Origin of the sequence: Bradyrhizobium sp. SSBR45G, assembly GCF_030159255.1 — a bacterium.
Lineage (GTDB): Bacteria > Pseudomonadota > Alphaproteobacteria > Rhizobiales > Xanthobacteraceae > Bradyrhizobium.
In genome coordinates this window covers 79,568-95,416 of sequence record NZ_BSCT01000014.1, presented here as the reverse complement: position 1 = coordinate 95,416, position 15,849 = coordinate 79,568, and the positions used below count along the sequence as shown (strand labels likewise).

16 protein-coding genes are annotated in these 15,849 nt (G+C 66.1%); 7 read left to right on the top strand and 9 right to left on the bottom strand.

Annotated features, from left to right (window positions below; translation table 11 throughout):
• Nucleotides 1-21 precede the first annotated feature (21 nt).
• From QQL87_RS18020 to atzF, 3 genes are all read left to right on the top strand, one after another.
• Entirely contained in the window at nt 22-525 is a 504-nt protein-coding gene (locus QQL87_RS18020) for a MarR family winged helix-turn-helix transcriptional regulator (RefSeq protein ID WP_284421470.1), read from the top strand.
• A gap of 341 nt (nt 526-866) precedes the next feature.
• Nucleotides 867-1,412, top strand: coding sequence for a DUF805 domain-containing protein (locus tag QQL87_RS18015; RefSeq protein ID WP_284421472.1), 546 nt, complete (start codon nt 867-869; stop codon nt 1,410-1,412).
• Between the two features lie 253 nt (nt 1,413-1,665).
• Nucleotides 1,666-3,456: an allophanate hydrolase gene (gene atzF / locus QQL87_RS18010; protein WP_284421474.1), complete on the top strand. Its 1,791-nt coding sequence runs from the start codon at nt 1,666-1,668 to the stop codon at nt 3,454-3,456.
• Between the two features lie 105 nt (nt 3,457-3,561).
• On the opposite strand, the gene QQL87_RS18005 is transcribed toward atzF, so the two are convergent.
• The 9 genes from QQL87_RS18005 to QQL87_RS17965 form a co-directional block, all read right to left on the bottom strand.
• On the bottom strand, nt 3,562-4,293 hold the full coding sequence (locus QQL87_RS18005; RefSeq protein ID WP_284421476.1) for a GntR family transcriptional regulator: 732 nt from the start codon (nt 4,291-4,293) through the stop codon (nt 3,562-3,564).
• 3 nt (nt 4,294-4,296) lie between these two features.
• A complete protein-coding gene (gene hpxZ, locus QQL87_RS18000; RefSeq protein WP_284421479.1) occupies nt 4,297-4,689 on the bottom strand; it encodes an oxalurate catabolism protein HpxZ in 393 nt (130 codons plus the stop codon).
• On the bottom strand, nt 4,670-6,070 hold the full coding sequence (locus tag QQL87_RS17995) for an AtzE family amidohydrolase (RefSeq protein ID WP_284421481.1): 1,401 nt from the start codon (nt 6,068-6,070) through the stop codon (nt 4,670-4,672). The genes hpxZ and QQL87_RS17995 overlap by 20 nt, the downstream gene beginning before the upstream one ends.
• 10 nt (nt 6,071-6,080) lie before the next feature.
• Entirely contained in the window at nt 6,081-6,260 is a 180-nt protein-coding gene (locus QQL87_RS17990; RefSeq protein WP_284421483.1) for a DUF4089 domain-containing protein, read from the bottom strand.
• A 25-nt stretch (nt 6,261-6,285) separates the two neighbouring features.
• Nucleotides 6,286-8,109 (bottom strand): dipeptide ABC transporter ATP-binding protein, encoded by a 1,824-nt coding sequence (locus QQL87_RS17985; RefSeq protein ID WP_284421484.1) that lies wholly within the window; start codon nt 8,107-8,109, stop codon nt 6,286-6,288.
• A 249-nt stretch (nt 8,110-8,358) separates the two neighbouring features.
• Nucleotides 8,359-9,258 (bottom strand): ABC transporter permease, encoded by a 900-nt coding sequence (locus QQL87_RS17980; protein ID WP_284421485.1) that lies wholly within the window; start codon nt 9,256-9,258, stop codon nt 8,359-8,361.
• Complete coding sequence (locus tag QQL87_RS17975; RefSeq protein WP_284421487.1) at nt 9,255-10,268, bottom strand: ABC transporter permease; 1,014 nt, start codon at nt 10,266-10,268, stop codon at nt 9,255-9,257. Before QQL87_RS17975 ends, QQL87_RS17980 begins: the two co-directional genes overlap by 4 nt.
• A gap of 128 nt (nt 10,269-10,396) precedes the next feature.
• Nucleotides 10,397-12,019: an ABC transporter substrate-binding protein gene (locus QQL87_RS17970; RefSeq protein WP_284421489.1), complete on the bottom strand. Its 1,623-nt coding sequence runs from the start codon at nt 12,017-12,019 to the stop codon at nt 10,397-10,399.
• A 198-nt stretch (nt 12,020-12,217) separates the two neighbouring features.
• Nucleotides 12,218-13,768, bottom strand: a complete 1,551-nt coding sequence (locus tag QQL87_RS17965) for a caspase family protein (RefSeq protein ID WP_284424115.1) — start codon at nt 13,766-13,768, stop codon at nt 12,218-12,220.
• Here QQL87_RS17965 and QQL87_RS17960 point away from each other — a divergent pair.
• From QQL87_RS17960 to QQL87_RS17945, 4 genes are read left to right on the top strand one after another with little or no spacing between them, the layout of a single operon-like run.
• Nucleotides 13,749-14,315 (top strand): hypothetical protein, encoded by a 567-nt coding sequence (locus QQL87_RS17960; protein WP_284424114.1) that lies wholly within the window; start codon nt 13,749-13,751, stop codon nt 14,313-14,315. The two genes, QQL87_RS17965 and QQL87_RS17960, sit on opposite strands and share 20 nt — an antisense overlap.
• 25 nt (nt 14,316-14,340) lie before the next feature.
• Complete coding sequence (locus QQL87_RS17955; RefSeq protein WP_284421492.1) at nt 14,341-14,817, top strand: hypothetical protein; 477 nt, start codon at nt 14,341-14,343, stop codon at nt 14,815-14,817.
• Between the two features lie 37 nt (nt 14,818-14,854).
• A complete protein-coding gene (locus QQL87_RS17950; RefSeq protein ID WP_284421494.1) occupies nt 14,855-15,349 on the top strand; it encodes a hypothetical protein in 495 nt (164 codons plus the stop codon).
• 46 nt (nt 15,350-15,395) lie between these two features.
• Complete coding sequence (locus tag QQL87_RS17945; protein WP_284421495.1) at nt 15,396-15,845, top strand: hypothetical protein; 450 nt, start codon at nt 15,396-15,398, stop codon at nt 15,843-15,845.
• The last annotated feature ends 4 nt before the right edge of the window (nt 15,846-15,849 follow it).

Here is a 15,849-nt window from a genome sequence, read left to right as displayed (position 1 = left end):
AATGCATGGATGTTGGGGATCATGAGCGAGACGAAGGGGACGCCGCGCGAGCCTGAGGGCCAAGGTCGGGGGCAAGACCTCACGCTCGATCTCGACCGCTATGTGCCGGCCTTCATCACCTTCATCGCCAACAAGCTGTCGAACAGCGCCACGGCGTTCTACCAGCGCAGTTTCGGCGTCAACGTCACGGAATGGCGGATCATGTCGCTGCTGGCGATCGAGCCGGGCATTCCCGCCTCGCGCATCTGCAGCGTGATCGGCTTCGACAAGGGCCCGGTCAGCCGCACGCTCACCTTGATGAAGAGCCGCGGCCTGATCGCGATTCGCAACGATCCGCAGGATGGCCGCAGCCATTCGATCTCGCTCACGGCCAAGGGACGCGCGACCCATGACAAGGTCATCGTCGCCGCGCTCGAGCGCGAGCGGCGCCTCTTGGCGTGCCTCGACAAGAACGAGCAGGAAGTCCTGATCGCGCTGCTGCGCCGGATCCACGACAATCTCGACGCCGTCACCGGCGGGAGCTGAGCCGGACTGACACGCGCCGTTGAGCGCCCGCCCCATCCATCCCGGCTGCCTGTTGGCGCGCGCGCAAGCGGCCGCGCCTGCGGCGAGCAGGCTGCGCATGGCGTTTCCGTCCCTTTTTCGCGGCGCAGATCATCCTGCGCCTCCCTTCTTTACGGGATCAATCGTTCCATGAATTAGTTGCTTTGGCAACGATAAACTTCGATCGGCGGAGTGTCGCAGCGCAATGCCGATCCGCCCGATCCTTCCAATTTTAATTATCTGCGAAGCCGTGCGGCAATTTCGCCCTGCTAAGCAAGGTCGGGTGCCGCCGCAGTTGCGGCGCAGCCTGCGGGGAGAGGCGGATGTTGGGATTCATCTTCGGCTTCAATATGCGCCTCGGGCGGCTGCAATATTTCCTGGCCTCGCTTGGTCTCGGTGTCGCTTTCGTCGTTCTGGCGGTCGTGATGATCATGGGACTGGCGGCAGTGGGCGGACAGAAGCCGAGCCTGGCCATGACTTGGCCGATCCTTGCGATGATCGGCCTGTTCGTCATCGCGAACCTGATGCTGCAGGCGATGCGCTTCCGCGACATCGGCTGGGATCCGGTCTGCGTGATCCCGGCCTGGATCGCCATCATGGTGCTGGATTATGTCATCGCCGGCCGGTTTCCCGAATATGCGGCGTCATCATCGCATCACGGCACATGGGTCGGCGGGCTGATCAATCTCGGCCTGAGCGTCGCGCTGCTGTTCTTCCCGAGCGGCGCCGACGACGCGCAGATGTCCGGCGCTTCCCCTGTCAGCCACGCGCCGTCTGCGTCCTTCCGGAGCCCCCGCAGCGCAGGCTCGGCGACCGAGGCGGGGCTCGCGCGCATCACCAGCGGCGACGCGGGTCGGCGCGGGTGGTAGCAAGCCGGGGCTTTCCCGTGCGCCAATTGCCACATAATTAGGCAACAGCGACTGCACGCAGCGCCTGCCAGCGGCAGTGTCGGCTCGAGGATATCACCAACCCTCTGACTTCAAAGATTTTTCCCCTCATCCGCTTCATCCGCGCCATGTACACAATGGCACATGGCTTGCTACGTTCGCGGCAGGATCGCGAAGCGGAGCGCAAGGACATGGCAGGCCATCGATCAGGCTCGGACGAGAGGCGGAGCGCCGCGTGACCGAGACCGTCGCCGAGATCGTTGCCGCCCACCGCGCCGGCCTGACGACGCCGAAAGAGACCATCGCGCGCACGTTCGCCCGCATCCGCGCGCACGCCGATCCCGCCATCTTCATCAGCCTGCGCGACGAGGCGGACGCGCTGGCCGAGGCAGAGGCTCTGGCGGGCAAGGACGCCGCGGCGCTGCCGCTCTACGGCGTGCCCGTCGCGGTCAAGGACAACATCGACGTCGCGGGACTGCCGACCACGGCGGCCTGCCCGGCCTTCGCCTATACGCCGGCACGCGATTCCACCGCGGTGGCGCGGCTGCGCGCGGCCGGGGCGATCATCATTGGCAAGACCAATCTCGACCAGTTCGCCACCGGCCTCGTCGGCGTGCGCTCGCCCTATGGCATTCCGAAAAATCCCGTTCACGCCGATCTCGTGCCAGGCGGATCGAGCTCCGGCTCGGCGGTCGCCGTCTCAGCCGGTCTCGTGCCGCTGTCGCTCGGAACGGATACGGCAGGCTCCGGCCGCGTGCCGGCGATGCTCAACAACATCGTCGGCCTGAAGCCGAGCCTCGGCATTATTTCGACCACCGGCCTCGTCCCGGCGTGCCGCACGCTCGATTGCATCTCGGTATTCGCGCTCACGGTCGACGACGCCGTCGCAGCGCTCGACGTCATGGCGGCGCCCGATCCGCTCGATCCGTTTTCTCGCGACCGGCCGCTGGCGGCCGTGACCGCGTTTCCGAAGGGCGTGAAGCTCGGCATTCCCCGCCCTGGACAGCTGATCTTCTTCGGCGACAAAGCCGCGGAAGCCGCCTATGGCGCAGCAGCCGCGCGCTTCGTCAAGCTCGGCGCCGAGCTGGTCGAGTTCGACCTCGAGCCGTTCTACGAGACGGCGCGGCTGCTCTACGAGGGACCTTGGGTCGCCGAGCGCTATCTCGTCATCCGCGATCTCCTGGCGTCCGACCCCGACGCGATCCATCCGGTGACGCGCGAGATCACCATCGGCGGGGCGCGCGGCAGCGCGGCTGATACCTTTGCCGCGCTGTATCGCCTGCAGGCCTTGCGCAAGGTCGCCGAGCGCACCTTCGCGACAGTCGACGCGCTGCTGCTGCCCACGGCGCCGACCGCCTACAAGACGGCGGAGGTGCTCGCCGATCCGATCCTGCTCAACAGCCGGCTCGGCACCTACACCAATTTCGTCAATCTGCTCGATCTGTGCGGACTGGCCGTGCCGGCAGCGATGCGCGGCGACGGCATCCCCTTCGGCGTGACGCTGCTGGCACCGGCCGGGCGCGACGCCGCGCTCGCCAGCCTCGGCCGCGCCTTCCATGCCGACACCGCGCTGCCGGTCGGCGCGAAGGCGATCCCGCAGCCGCCGCTTGCGCCGGTGTCCTCGTCGCTGCGCGGCGACGAGATCGCCATCGTGGTCGTCGGCGCGCATCTGTCCGGCATGGCTTTGAATCACGAGCTGACGAGCCTCGGTGGCCGCCTGCTGGAAGCGACCACGACCGCTCCCGACTATAAGCTCTATGCGCTGTCGACCACGCCGCCCAAGCCCGGCATGCTGCGCATCGACGACGGCAAGGGCGCCGCGATGGCGGTCGAGCTCTGGGCGCTGTCGGCGGCGAGCTTCGGCAAGTTCGTCGACCTGATTCCACCGCCGCTGTCGGTCGGTACGATCCGCTTGGCGGACGGCCGCACTGCGAAGGGCTTCCTCGTCGAGCCGGCCGCGCTCGACGGCGCCCGCGACATCTCGGAATTCGGCGGCTGGCGCGCCTACATGGCGAAGAAGGGCTGATTGCCGTCGTCATTGCGAGCGCAGCGAAGCAATCCAGGGCTCAGGTCGGAACTCTGGATTGCTTCGCTGCGCTCGCAATGACGGAATTTGGGGCGGCGAACTCGCTTACACCGACACCGCGTAGATCTCATACTCGCCGCGCACCAGCTCGATATGGGCTTTCATGGCGCTCGCCGCGCCGGCCTTGTCGCCGCGCAGAATGGCGACGACGACGCGGTCGTGCTCGGCATGCGACTTGGCGAGGCGGCCGAGATTGCGGAACTGGGCGCGGCGGAACGGCTGCACGCGCACCCGCGTCGCCAAGGTGATCTCGGCGATGTAGGCATTGTGCGCGCCGGCATAGATCGCGTTGTGGAAGCGCTCGTTCACCTCGTGAAAGCGCTCGGGATTGCCGGCGTGACTGAGATTGCGCAGCTCCTCGTGAATGGCCTCGAGCCGCTGACGCTCGACCGGCGTCATGCGCTGCGCGGCAAGGCCGGCACAAAGCCCCTCCAACTCGGCCATCGCCTCGAACATGCCGGTCAGGCGGTCGACCGACGGCCGCGCCACGACGGCGCCGCGATGCGCGCGCGCCTCGATCAGGCCTGACGCCGCGAGTTGGCGCAGCGCCTCGCGCACCGGCGTGCGCGACACGTTGAAGCGCTTGGCGATCTCGGTCTCGTCGAGCGGCGCCCCCGGCGCCAGCGCGCCGCGCACGATGTCGTCGGCGAGCTGCAGGCGCAACTCCTCGGCACGCGTGATCTTCGCCACCGCTGGCGGCGCGCGATCCGTACGCGGCGAATCGGATTCACGGATGATCCGCGCGCGCGTCCGCGGCGGAAGATCGTCCAGGCTCATGCCTCAGCCGCCTTTTGCTTCGTCGATGATGCTGACATGGGCGGCGACGATTCTCCAGCCTTCCGGAAACCGGACCCAGGTCTGCATCTGGCGCCCGACCTTGCCGGGCACCGTGTCGCGATAGAACAGCGTGGAGGCGACCGCGGTATCGCGGCCATAGGTCGTGATCACGGTGCGGGCGGTGCGCCGCATCAGTCCGACCGGCGAGCGTGCAGAGCGAAAGGCCGAGATCTCGCCATAGCCGTAGAGGTTCTCGCCGATGCCATAGCGCAGCGTCCGGGAGTCCTGCTTGAACAGCTCATCGAGCACGGCGACATCGTTGCTGACGAGCGCCTGTTCATAGCGCTGGAACTGCGCCGTGACCTCGGCAACGACGTCAGGCAGATCGACTTCCATTCTCCAGAACTCCTCTCGGGGCCGGCGCAGCGGCGACGCCAAGCTGTTGCAAGGCGTGGGCCACACGCAATGCGACATGTTCGCACCAGGGCGCGGCGATGATCTGCACGCCGATGGGCATCGGCTCCAACGGAATCGGAACCGCGACGACGGGAAGTCCGATGAACGAGATCGGCTGGGTGTGAATGCCGATATTGGCGCGCACCGGCAGCTCGACGCCGTCGAGCACGAAGGTCGCCTGGCCGAGCTTCGGCGCAATGCACGGCGTTGCGGGCGCGATCAGCACATCGACCGACTTGAACAGCTCCAGCACCTTCGCGCGATACCAGCGGCGAAACTTCTGCGCGCGATCGACCATTGGCGCCGGAATCATCGCGCCGGCAATCAGACGGTCGCGCACGGCGGGATCGAAATCATCGGGACGCGCGCGCAAGCGGTCGAGATGCAGCGAGGCGCCTTCGGTCGTGCTGATGACGTAGGCCGCAGCGCGGGCACGCGCGGCTTCCGGCACCTCGATCACGTGGCTCGCCTTCAGCGCCGACGCAACCCGACTGACGGCTTCGACCGCTTCAGGGAACAGGTTCTTCTGGAAGTGACCACCGGCGATGCCGATGCGCAGACCGTCGAGCCCTTGCGACGGCAGGCTTGAGGTCGGCTCCGACGCGCGCGTCGTGCACGCGGCGTCGTCCGCATCAGGTCCCTGCATCACATCGTAAGCGAGCGCGAGATCCTCGACCGAGCGCGCGAACGGGCCGAGATGATCCAGGCTCATCACGAACGGAAACGAGCGCGCGCGGGACAGCCGGCCATAGGTCGGCTTGAGCCCGAAGATGCCGCAGAACGACGACGGCACGCGGATCGAGCCGTTGGTGTCGGAGCCGAGCGCGATCGGCACCAGACCGCCGCCGACGGCGCTGCCCGAGCCGCCCGACGAGCCGCCGCTCATCCGCGTCGGATCATGCGGATTGCACGACGGGCCGTCATGTACGTTCTCGCCGGTGAAATCATAGGCGTATTCGCCCATGTTAAGCGCGCCGACCATGACGGCGCCGGCCGCCTCCATGCGCTCGATCAGCGTCGCGTCGCGGGTGGCGGGAGCGCGGTCGCGATTGATCTTGGAGCCGGCGCGCGTGGGCAGGCCTGCGATGTCGAACAGGTTCTTCACCGCGAACGGCACGCCGGCGAGCGGGCCGACGGGCTTGCCCGCAGCGATGTCGGCATCCACGGCACGCGCTTTCGCACGCGCCCGCTCGGCGGTGACGTCCGTGAATGCGTTGAGCACGCCATCGCGGGCCGCAATCCGCGCCAGCGCGGCATCGGTGGCCTCGACGGCGGAGAGCTTGCGGGAGGCGACCGCGGCGGCGATGGCGCTCGCGGTCATGTCGGGGGGATCAAGCGGTGAAGACACTGGCGGGCTCGGCTTCATCGGCTAGGGAGAATTCGTCGACCAGCTTCGCCATCTTCAGCGAGACTTCGAGATTGGCACGGATCGGGGCACGCCAGGCGTCCTCGATCAGCAGGCCGAGCGCACGCCCGACGGCGTCGATGTAGTCGTCCAATGGCTCGGCCATCCGTTGTCCTCTCAAGCCCTGCCGTTCAATGCGCCGGCAGCGGCGGGTGCGGAATCGCGGTCAGCAGCTCGCGCGTATAGGCATCCTGCGGATCACCTAGCACACGTTCGGACGAACCCTGCTCGACGATTCGGCCCGACCGCATCACGATCACACGATCGCACAATAGCCGCACCACATTCAAATCATGGGAGACGAACAGATAGCTCATACCTAACTGTTGCTTCAGGTCCTGCAGCAGATTGAGCACGACCGCCTGCACGGAGACGTCGAGCGCCGCGGTCGGCTCGTCCAGGATGACGAGCTTCGGGTGCAGCGCGATGGCACGCGCGATGCCGACGCGGGCCTTCTGGCCGCCGGACAATTGGTGCGGAAAGCGGTCGAGCAGGTTGAGCGGCAGGCCGACCATGGTCGCGAGCTCCTCGCAGCGCGCACGAAGCGCATCGCGTCCCTTGATGTCGCCAAGTTGCAGGATCGGATCGGCGATGGCGCGGATGGCGGTGAAGCGCGGGTTGAGGCTGTCGGTCGGATCCTGGAACACCATCTGGATGTGGCTGCGCAGCGGCAGCCGCGCGAACGCCTGCGGCAGGATGTTGCCGATCTCCTCGCCATCGAAGCTGATGCGGCCCGAGGTCTGGTCGAGCAGCCGCATCACCATCATCGACGTCGTCGATTTGCCGCAGCCAGATTCGCCGACCAGGCCGACGCTCTCGCCATGGCCGACGGTGAAGCTGATGCCGTCGACCGCGCGGAACATGTCCGGCTCGACCGCAGGCCTCCGGCCGAACAGTTTTGACAACGTCGCAGAAGCGCCCTGGCGGGGATATTCCTTGACCAGCTTGTCGACGAGAAGAAGCGGGCGCGGGCTCGTCGCGCTCCGCTCGCCTTCCGCACTCCGCTCGTCACCCCCGGGCTTGACCCGGGGGTCCATCTTCTCGGACTTCTCAGACGAGTCTTGCGAAGAGGGATGGATGGCCGGGTCAAGCCCGGCCATGACGGAAGCTGTGTGGGACGATGCAGACGCATCCTCCTCCGGCAGCAATTCGCGCAGGGATACGCCGAGCCGCGGGGTCGCGCGCATCAATTTGCGCGTGTAGGGGTGCTGCGGATTGGCGAAGATATCGGCGGCATTGGCGGTCTCAACCACCCGGCCCTTCTCCATGACGACGACACGGTCGCAATAGGCTGCCGCGAGACCGAGGTCGTGCGTGATCAGGATGGTCGACATGCCCCGGCTCTTGGTCAGCTCGACCACGAGATCCATCACCGCCTTCTGCGTTGTAACGTCGAGGCCTGTCGTCGGCTCATCGGCAATCAGCAGCTGCGGATTGCACGCCAGCGCCAGCGCGATGACGACGCGCTGGCACATGCCGCCGGACAGTTCGAACGGATAGGCGTGATAGCGCTCGCGCGGACGGGCGATCTTGACCTGCTCGAGCGCGGCGATGGCCTTCTCGGCGCGGTCGGTGGCGGCCGCCTGGGCGTGCTGCTTCAGCACGTCCTCGATCTGGTGGCCGACTTTGCGGATCGGGTTGAGCGCCGCGCGCGGGTTCTGGAAGATCATCGAGATCTCGCGCCCGCGCAGATCGCGCATCGCGCTCTCGTCCGCCGACTTGACGTCGACGCCGGAGAACATCACCGAGCCCTCGGCAATGCGCCCGGCGCGGTCGAGAATGCGCATCACCGCGTAGGACGTCACCGACTTGCCTGAGCCGGACTCGCCGACGATCGCCAGCGTCTCGCCCTTGGCGACGGAGATGTCGACATGCTGCACCGCCTTGACGATGCCGCGGCGGGTGGAGAATTCGACCGTGAGATCGCGAACGTCGAGCAGCGGCTGGGCGGTCATGGGTGGCTCCGCAAGTTCAGTGCACTCCCTCTCCCCGTTCTTACGGGGGCGCGACGAGCTACGCTCGCGCTGAGAGGGTTGGGGTGAGGGGCAGCCACACCCAGTGATGCGTGTTGTAAGACCTGTACCCCCTCACCCGGATTGCATCTTCGATGCAATCCGACCTCACAGCGCGAGCGTAGCTCGTCGCGCCCCCGCAAGCGGGGAGAGGTCAAGGACGATCCCGTCGTGCAGTAGATACTCATCGCCTCACGTCCTGCGCTGCGGATCGACGATGTCGCGCAGGCCGTCGCCGAGCAGATTGAAGCAGAACACGGCGATCATCAGCGCCAGGCCCGGGAACAGTGCGATCCACCATTCGCCTGACACCATGAAGGACGCGCCCTCGGCGACCATGATGCCCCATTCGGCCGTGGGCGGCCGTACGCCGAGGCCGATGAAGGACAGGCCGGCGGCGTTGAGGATGGCGTAGCCCATGGTCAGCGACATCTGCACGATCATGATCGGCATGATGTTGGGCAGGATGTGGCCAAGCAGGATGCGCATCTCGCTGTTGCCTGAGAGACGCGCGGCCTGCACGAAGCCGGCATTGCGGCGGACATTGGCTTCGGCGCGCGCGACGCGGGCGTAGAGCGGAAAATTCACGATCGCGGTGGCGATGATGATGTTCTGCACGGTATTGCCCAGCGCGGCGACGATGCCCATCGCCAGCACGAACAGCGGAAACGCCATGATCGTGTCGGCGATGCGGCCGACGATGCGGTCGGTCCAGCCGCCGAAGAAGCCGGCGGCGACGCCGGCGAGACCGCCCATGAAGAACACCAGCGCGACGGAAGCGACCGCGATGAACGTATCGAGCCGGGTCGCGACGACCACGCGGCTGAAGATGTCGCGCCCGAGCTGATCGGTGCCGAACCAGTGCGCCGCCGACGGCGGCTTCAGCGCCGACGCAGTATCGCTGGCCAGCGGATCATAAGGCACGATCCACGGCCCGAAGATCGCCGCGAACAGGATCACGACGAGCAGCCCGAAGGCGAAGCCGGTGACCTTGTTCTCGGCGAGCACATAGCGCGTGTGCCCGATCAGGGCCATGAGGCCGGACGTGCGGGCGGAGGCGGCGGGTTCGATTGTCGGCGCGACAGTGCTCATCCTTCAAGCCTCACACGGGGATCGATGACGCCATAGAGAATGTCGATGACGAGGTTGAGGACGACGTACATGATCGCCATCGTCAGCACGAAACCCTGCACCGGCGCGAAGTCGGAGGCGATCAGCGCCTCGACCGCGTAGGAGCCGATGCCGGGCCAGGCGAACACCTTCTCGACCAGCACGTTGGCGCCGAGCAGGAAGGAGAACACCATCGACAGCGTGGTGATCACCGGCAGCATCGCGTTGCGGAACGCGTAGGTGACGGTGACGGTGGAGGGCGACAGGCCGGACGCGCGCGCCGTGCGCACGAACTCCGACGACAGCACCGACAGCATCGAGGCCCGCGTCATGCGCGCGATCGGCGCCAGCGAGAAGATCGCCAGGGTCGCTGCCGGCAGGATCAGCTGGCTCAGCGCCGAGCGGAACGCCTCGCCATCCCGCGCGATCAGCGTGTCGATCAGATAGAAGCCGGTGACGTTGTCCGGCGCGCTGTAGAATACGTCGAGCCGGCCGAGCGGCGCCGGCGACCAGCCGAGCCGGAAGTAGAACACATAGACCAGCACGAGCCCGGTGAAGAACACCGGCAGCGAGACACCAGCCGTCGTCACGACCCGGCAGGTGTGATCGATCCACGAGCCCGGCCGCGTCGCCGCGAGCACGCCGAGCGGCAGTGCGATCGCGACCGAGACGAGGAGACCCAGCAGCGTGAGCTCGGCGGAGGCCGGCAGGCGGTTGCGGATCTCGGTGGCGACCGGCTGGCCCGTCGTCAGTGAGCTGCCGAGATCGCCATGGGCGAGATCGACGGTGTAGCGGAAGAACTGCTCGACCAGCGGCTTGTCGAAGCCGAGCTTCTTGCGGATCTGTTCCACCGCCTCCTTGGTCGCGGCGGGACCGGCGAAATAGGCTGCGGGATCACCGGGCAAGGCGCGGGTGAGGAGGAAGGTGACGATCACGACGCCGATCAGCGAGGGGATGGCAAAGGCGAGGCGCTTGGCGATGAGGCTCAGCATGCCAAGCGCTCCTTGCGTTGCGCAGGCGAATAGCGAGTGGCGAGTAGCGAATAGTAGCCCTCACCTGGGCATCCATCATGAACGTTCACCACCTTCACTCCCTATTCGCTACTCGCCATTCGCAAACCTCACCCCTTCACCAGAGCGCGATAATCCAACCTGCGGTGAAACCAGTACTGATAGCCGGAGATGTTCTTCTGCATCGCGACGTTGACGAACGGCTGGTACAGCGGAATGCGCGGGACCTCGGCGAAGGCGAGATCGACGAAGCCCTTCACGTCGGCTTCGTACTTGGCCTTGTCGCCGGTCGCGGCGGCATCGCGCGCACCGTCGATGAGCTTGTCCATCACGGGCGACTTGTAGCTCATCGTGTTGAACACGGAATTGTTGCCGTGATAGCACCAGTAGAAGAAGTATTCGGGGTAATCGAGCCAGCCCGAGAACACGTTGGTGTAGAGCGGCATCTCCTTCTTGTTCAGCTCGGTGCGCCAGTTGGCGCCAGGCACCTTGTTGATCGTGGTCTTGATGCCGAGCTGGGCCAGGCTCTCCTGTACGAGGATGCACAAGGGCTCGTTGACCTGCGCGAAGTTGAGGTCGAAGGAGATCGTGGTCTCGAAGCCATTGGCATAGCCGGCTTCCGCCAGCAGCGCCTTGGCCTTCTCCATATCGGTGGAGTATTTGGTCGGCTGCGGCCACGCCACCTCGGTTGCCTTGTCGGCCGGCGCGCCGAACATCGGGTTGGCGAGGCCGAACAGCACGGCGTCCATGATCTTCTGGTACGGCATCGCGTAGGCCATCGCCTGCCGTACCTTCGGATTGTCGAACGGCGGCTTGGTGACGTTCATGCCGATGTATTGGATGCCGTTGGAGAACGGCAGCGACACGACGTTGAGCTTGCCGTTGCCCTTCATCTCCTGGAAATCCTTGAACGGCAGCTCATAGGAGATGTCGGCGTCGCCACGCTCCAGCAGCGCCCGGCGGTTACCGGCCTGCGGCACCATGCGCCAGATGATGCGCTTGATCTTCGGCAGCGGGCCGCAGACCCAGTCGTCATTGCGCTCCATGATGACTTCGGTGCCGGCGGTCCATTTCGTCACCCTGTAGGCGCCGGAGCCCGCGGTCTGCTGCTTGGTGTATTCGAGGCCCCACGGGTCCTTGTCGGTGGCGTTCTTCTTGACCAGCTCAGAGTTGACGATGCAGGGCACGATGACGGCGAGATCGGGGATCGTCAGCCGGTCCTTCTTCAGGAAGTCGACACGGATCGTGTAGTCGTCGACGATGACGAACTGCTCGGGCTTGGTCAGCGAGCCCGCGCTCATCTGGAAGGTTGGGAAGCCGCCGACGCTGACGGCGCGATCGAGCGACCATTTCACGTCCTTGGCCGTGACCGGCGTGCCGTCGTGGAATTTGGCGTTCTTGCGCAGCTTGAAGGTCGCCGACATGTCGCTGATGGTCATGTCTTCGGCAAGCTCGGGCTTGAACTTGTCGCGGTCGTAATACGGCACGCCGCCCGGGCCGCTCTTCATCTCATGGCTGATCAGCCGGTCGTAGCAATTCCACGAGACCTCATAACCCGGCACGTTGGTGCCGATGCCGTGGATGTCGAGATTGTTGGGGCCGCCTTCGGACACGATGAGCAGCGTCTCGGACCGCGCATCGGCCTTGGCGGAAGAGATGACCGCCGGCGCCATCGGCAGCGCGGCGCCTGCAGCAAGACCGGATACGGATTTCAGAAAATCACGACGCTTCATCAAATGCTCCCGAGGGCAACGGCCGGCAGGAACAATGATCGCAAGCTTCATGCCAATCGCACGCAACAGCCAAGCTCTTGAAGCGGAAGCACTTTCCAGGAGAGTGGCAACGATGCCGCAGGGCTCATTGCATACAGATCGGGAATTTTGATCAACTTATGAGCAGAAATTTCGTAATGCTCAGCCAATTGGCGCGCTCTATTGGCAAAAGTCCTCGTTGTTGATGCGCAGGCATCGCGGGCTCGCCGCGACCTTCTGCCGCACACAGCCGTCTCGGCTATCGATCTTCCTCAGGGCCCGCAACGCGGCCATGGTCGGCCGGTGCCAGAGGTAATGCTCATCGGTCAGCAGCGAGGCGCGCCGCAGGCCACCGACCGTCTGACCATCGAATGCGCCGCTCGGCGATCCGCCGAGACAAGCGAGCCGGGTCAGCTCCTCCTGAAGCCGGGAAATCAGCTCGCGTCCTTCGAATGTCGGCCCGGCGCTGTCGAGAACGGCTGTTTCGCGCAGCCGCGACGCTGAGGCGCGCGCCTCCGCCGCTTCGGGCGAATCCGGAAACAGCGATGCCACCAGGTCGAACGCGTCGGGCGTACGGACCTGGCGGGCCCGCGCCAGCACCTCGCCGGCAGTGGATGCCCCGGCCCGTTTCGTCTCCGCGCGCTGGCGCTGCGCCAGAACACTCCGCCCTTGAGCGGCCTCCTCGCTGCCGGGGAAGCGATCGACCAGCAGCTCGAACAGAGCGAGGTTGTCCGTCTCGGTCGCGGCGGCGAGCAGTTGCGCGGCCGGGCTCGGCGGCGGCGCCGGCGGCACGAAATAGAAATCGGCTTCGATCGAGGTGGACTCCCAGGGAATCTGCTGCTCGCTCGTCGCCAGCCGGACCTGGCGGCGCACGCTCTTGAAGACGTCCTCCAGCTTCTCGCCCGGCGTACCGATCGCCTGCGCGAGCGCGAGCGTGTAGGGGCTGTGTCCGTTCTCACCGTCGAAGGCGGCCTTGCCCGAGCCGGTGGCCGACGCGATGAAGGCGCCATAGACGGCCCCCATCGGCGCCAGCCCGAGCAGAGCGTTGGCGGCCGCTGTCCCTTCAGGGAACGGATTGTCGCGACAGGCATCGAGGATGAGGATGTTCACGCGATTGCCCGCCGACGACAGCCTGTCCGCGATGCGCTTGACGCTAACGGCCCGACCGGCGATGTCCGCCTTGCGCTTGATGTCCGCATCGACCGGGACGAGGTAGTTGATCCCGTCGCTCTCCAGACCATGCCCGGCATAAAAGAAGACGGAGACGGTGTCGGGTCCGCGCTGCTTGATGGCCTGCGCGAACGCCTCGACGTCGTCTCCCATGGCCTTCAGATCGCGATTGGCCTTCAGCGTCACCTCGAAGCCGAGGCGTCGCAGCTTGTCCGCGATCAGGTCGGCGTCCTTGCCGGGATTTTCGAGCGGGTTCAGCCGGGAATAGGCGGCATTGCCGATGACCAGCGCGACGCGCGGCGCGGCGCTCGGCACCGGCTTGAGCTGGCTCTCGGCCGCCAAGCTTCCGGCGGGCCCAGCAAGAACGAGGAGCGGGACAAGCAGCAGGATGAGATCCGCAATATGCCTCGCTGCTCGCCGAAAAAATACTGTTTGCATGTTCGCATTATAACGAAGCGGCGGCAGCCCACCACCGTCATCGAATTGACGGCGGTCCGGCTGTATGTTTCCGTTTGTTCTCATCCCTCGCGCAACGCACCTGATGTCGCGGCCTTCCGTCATCCTCCTGATCGGTCTCCTTGTTTGCAGCGCTCCGGCTGCTGCCGAGGTTCTGAGCGGCCGTGAATTCCAGAACCTGCTGGCCGGCGGTCCGGAGGGCACCACGATCGTCTTCCAAGGCGGCACCGACAAACTGTTCTTCTCCGCCACCTTGAAGAACAAGCTGCGGACAAGTCCCGAACTTGGTCCGGATTTCATCAAGCAGAAGATTTTGCGCAGCACCGTCGCTGAAGGCGTCTTCATCAGCACGTCGATCGAGAACGGCAAGCCGCGCATGGTCAGCGGCATCGCCGGGATCGCCGCCGACAATGACAGCGGCCACGGTATCCTGACGCTGCTGCAGACCTTTCCCGACGACACCAGCCTCAAGGCATTCGAGAGGCGCGACCGGCTCTATGCCGTCGTGATCGTCGAGGATGCCCCGAGCGGCGTCGTGTGCCGCAAATCACAGTGGGAGAGACTATTTGCGCTCAAGGGAGATCCGAAGATGGCGACGGTGCCGTGCGAATTCCTCGTGGGCAACGCGATCACGCCATCAGCCGCTCCGTGAACGCGGCGAAACACATGGGGACGACATGACGATCGGCGGTATTTTCGAGACGGCGGCCAGCAGATCCACGACGCAATCGAGGCGTTGGCTGCTCATGGCGATGCTGGCGCTGGTCATGCTCGTCGGCGCCCTGCCGGCGCGACCGGCCATGGCATCAGCCGCCTTGATCGCCGCGTCCGGCGAGGCCGTCGGCGGACTCGGCGCCTGCGGCAACAACAAGGGCAAGGACCTCTACAACTGCGTCGCCGACGTCCTCGACCGGCTGAACTCCCGCATCGCATCCATCAATGTCCCGGAGACGCATCGCGCATTGCAGGCGGCGTCCGAGGGGCTGCGCGCCGCCAATTCCAAGACGCAGGCCATCTCCGCTCTTGCGCGCTGCAAGGCGGCCATCTCCGCCTTGATCCAACGAGCTCGTGCCGTCGGTGGCGATTATGCCGGCGTGACCGCGATCTCGGGCGTGCTGTCGCGCGCCATCCAGCTGATCCAGAGCAAGGGCTAGAGCCGGGCAGCCAGACGAATCACGTCAGGAGGACAACGTGACGATCGCCCATATTTTTGAAGCAGCGCCCGGCAGGTCCCCGACGCGACCGGGACGCTGGCCGCTCGTGGCGATGCTGGCGCTGGTCATGCTCGTCGGCTCTTTGCCGATGCGGCCTGCGATGGCGTCGGCCATCTTCGATGCCGCGTCGACCGTGGCGGTCGGCGAGCTGGGCGCCTGCAGGAGCAAGCAGGGCAAGGACCTCTACAACTGCGTTGCCGACGTGCTCGACCACTTGGCATCCAGCATTGGCGCCCCCAGACGCCTGGAAACACAGGAGGCGCTGCAGACCGCAGCCGCCGGATTGCGGGCCGCGACGACCAAGGCCCAGGCCGTCTCGGCGATTGCGCGCTGCCAAGCCGCCATATCCGGCGCCCTGAAGAAGGTGCGGGCGATCGGCGGCGGCTACGTCCCGAGCTGGGGCGACAGTGGATTGACCTCGATCTCGGGCGTGCTGTCGCGCGCGATCCAGCTGATCCAGAGCAAGGGCTGAGCCGGTGATGACCGCAATGGCGTGCCTTCACCGGCAAGTTCGTTGGATGGGCCCTCTCGCGCTGATGCTCGTCATCATCGGTGTAAGCACGTTCGGCAGCGGCCCGGCGCGCGCCGATGCCGGAATGGCCGCCGCAGCGGTGACGGCCAATGGCGGCCTGTCGGCCTGCGCCGCCAACACCGGCAAGGCGCTGTACGACTGCGTCGCCAATGTCCTGGACAAATTGAGCAACGACATCACCGCGCCCGGCGTGCCGGAGACACGCCGCGCGCTCAGCAACGCCGCGGCGAAGCTGCGGGCTGCGACGAGCAAGGCGCAGGCGCTGTCCGCGGTCACGCAGTGCCGGGCGCTGATCACGAGCGCGCTCGCGAAGGTGCGGGCGCTGGGCGGCGGCTACGTCGCCGGCTGGGGCGGCGGTGCAGGAGCAGGATCAGGATTGGCCGCCGTCTCCGACGTGCTCGCGCGTGCGGCCAAGCTGATCCAGAGCAAGGGCTGAACGG

What these genes read in the sequence shown, in the direction of transcription:
- QQL87_RS18020 (WP_284421470.1), top strand. Translation starts at nt 22, where the DNA reads ATGAGCGAGACGAAGGGGACGCCGCGCGAGCCTGAGGGCCAAGGTCGG.
- QQL87_RS18015 (WP_284421472.1), top strand. Translation starts at nt 867, where the DNA reads ATGTTGGGATTCATCTTCGGCTTCAATATGCGCCTCGGGCGGCTGCAA.
- QQL87_RS18005 (WP_284421476.1), bottom strand. Translation starts at nt 4,293, where the DNA reads ATGAGCCTGGACGATCTTCCGCCGCGGACGCGCGCGCGGATCATCCGT.
- hpxZ (WP_284421479.1), bottom strand. Translation starts at nt 4,689, where the DNA reads ATGGAAGTCGATCTGCCTGACGTCGTTGCCGAGGTCACGGCGCAGTTC.
- QQL87_RS17995 (WP_284421481.1), bottom strand. Translation starts at nt 6,070, where the DNA reads ATGACCGCGAGCGCCATCGCCGCCGCGGTCGCCTCCCGCAAGCTCTCC.
- QQL87_RS17990 (WP_284421483.1), bottom strand. Translation starts at nt 6,260, where the DNA reads ATGGCCGAGCCATTGGACGACTACATCGACGCCGTCGGGCGTGCGCTC.
- QQL87_RS17985 (WP_284421484.1), bottom strand. Translation starts at nt 8,109, where the DNA reads ATGACCGCCCAGCCGCTGCTCGACGTTCGCGATCTCACGGTCGAATTC.
- QQL87_RS17980 (WP_284421485.1), bottom strand. Translation starts at nt 9,258, where the DNA reads ATGAGCACTGTCGCGCCGACAATCGAACCCGCCGCCTCCGCCCGCACG.
- QQL87_RS17975 (WP_284421487.1), bottom strand. Translation starts at nt 10,268, where the DNA reads ATGCTGAGCCTCATCGCCAAGCGCCTCGCCTTTGCCATCCCCTCGCTG.
- QQL87_RS17970 (WP_284421489.1), bottom strand. Translation starts at nt 12,019, where the DNA reads ATGAAGCGTCGTGATTTTCTGAAATCCGTATCCGGTCTTGCTGCAGGC.
- QQL87_RS17960 (WP_284424114.1), top strand. Translation starts at nt 13,749, where the DNA reads ATGTCGCGGCCTTCCGTCATCCTCCTGATCGGTCTCCTTGTTTGCAGC.
- QQL87_RS17965 (WP_284424115.1), bottom strand. Translation starts at nt 13,768, where the DNA reads ATGACGGAAGGCCGCGACATCAGGTGCGTTGCGCGAGGGATGAGAACA.
- QQL87_RS17955 (WP_284421492.1), top strand. Translation starts at nt 14,341, where the DNA reads ATGACGATCGGCGGTATTTTCGAGACGGCGGCCAGCAGATCCACGACG.
- QQL87_RS17945 (WP_284421495.1), top strand. Translation starts at nt 15,396, where the DNA reads ATGGGCCCTCTCGCGCTGATGCTCGTCATCATCGGTGTAAGCACGTTC.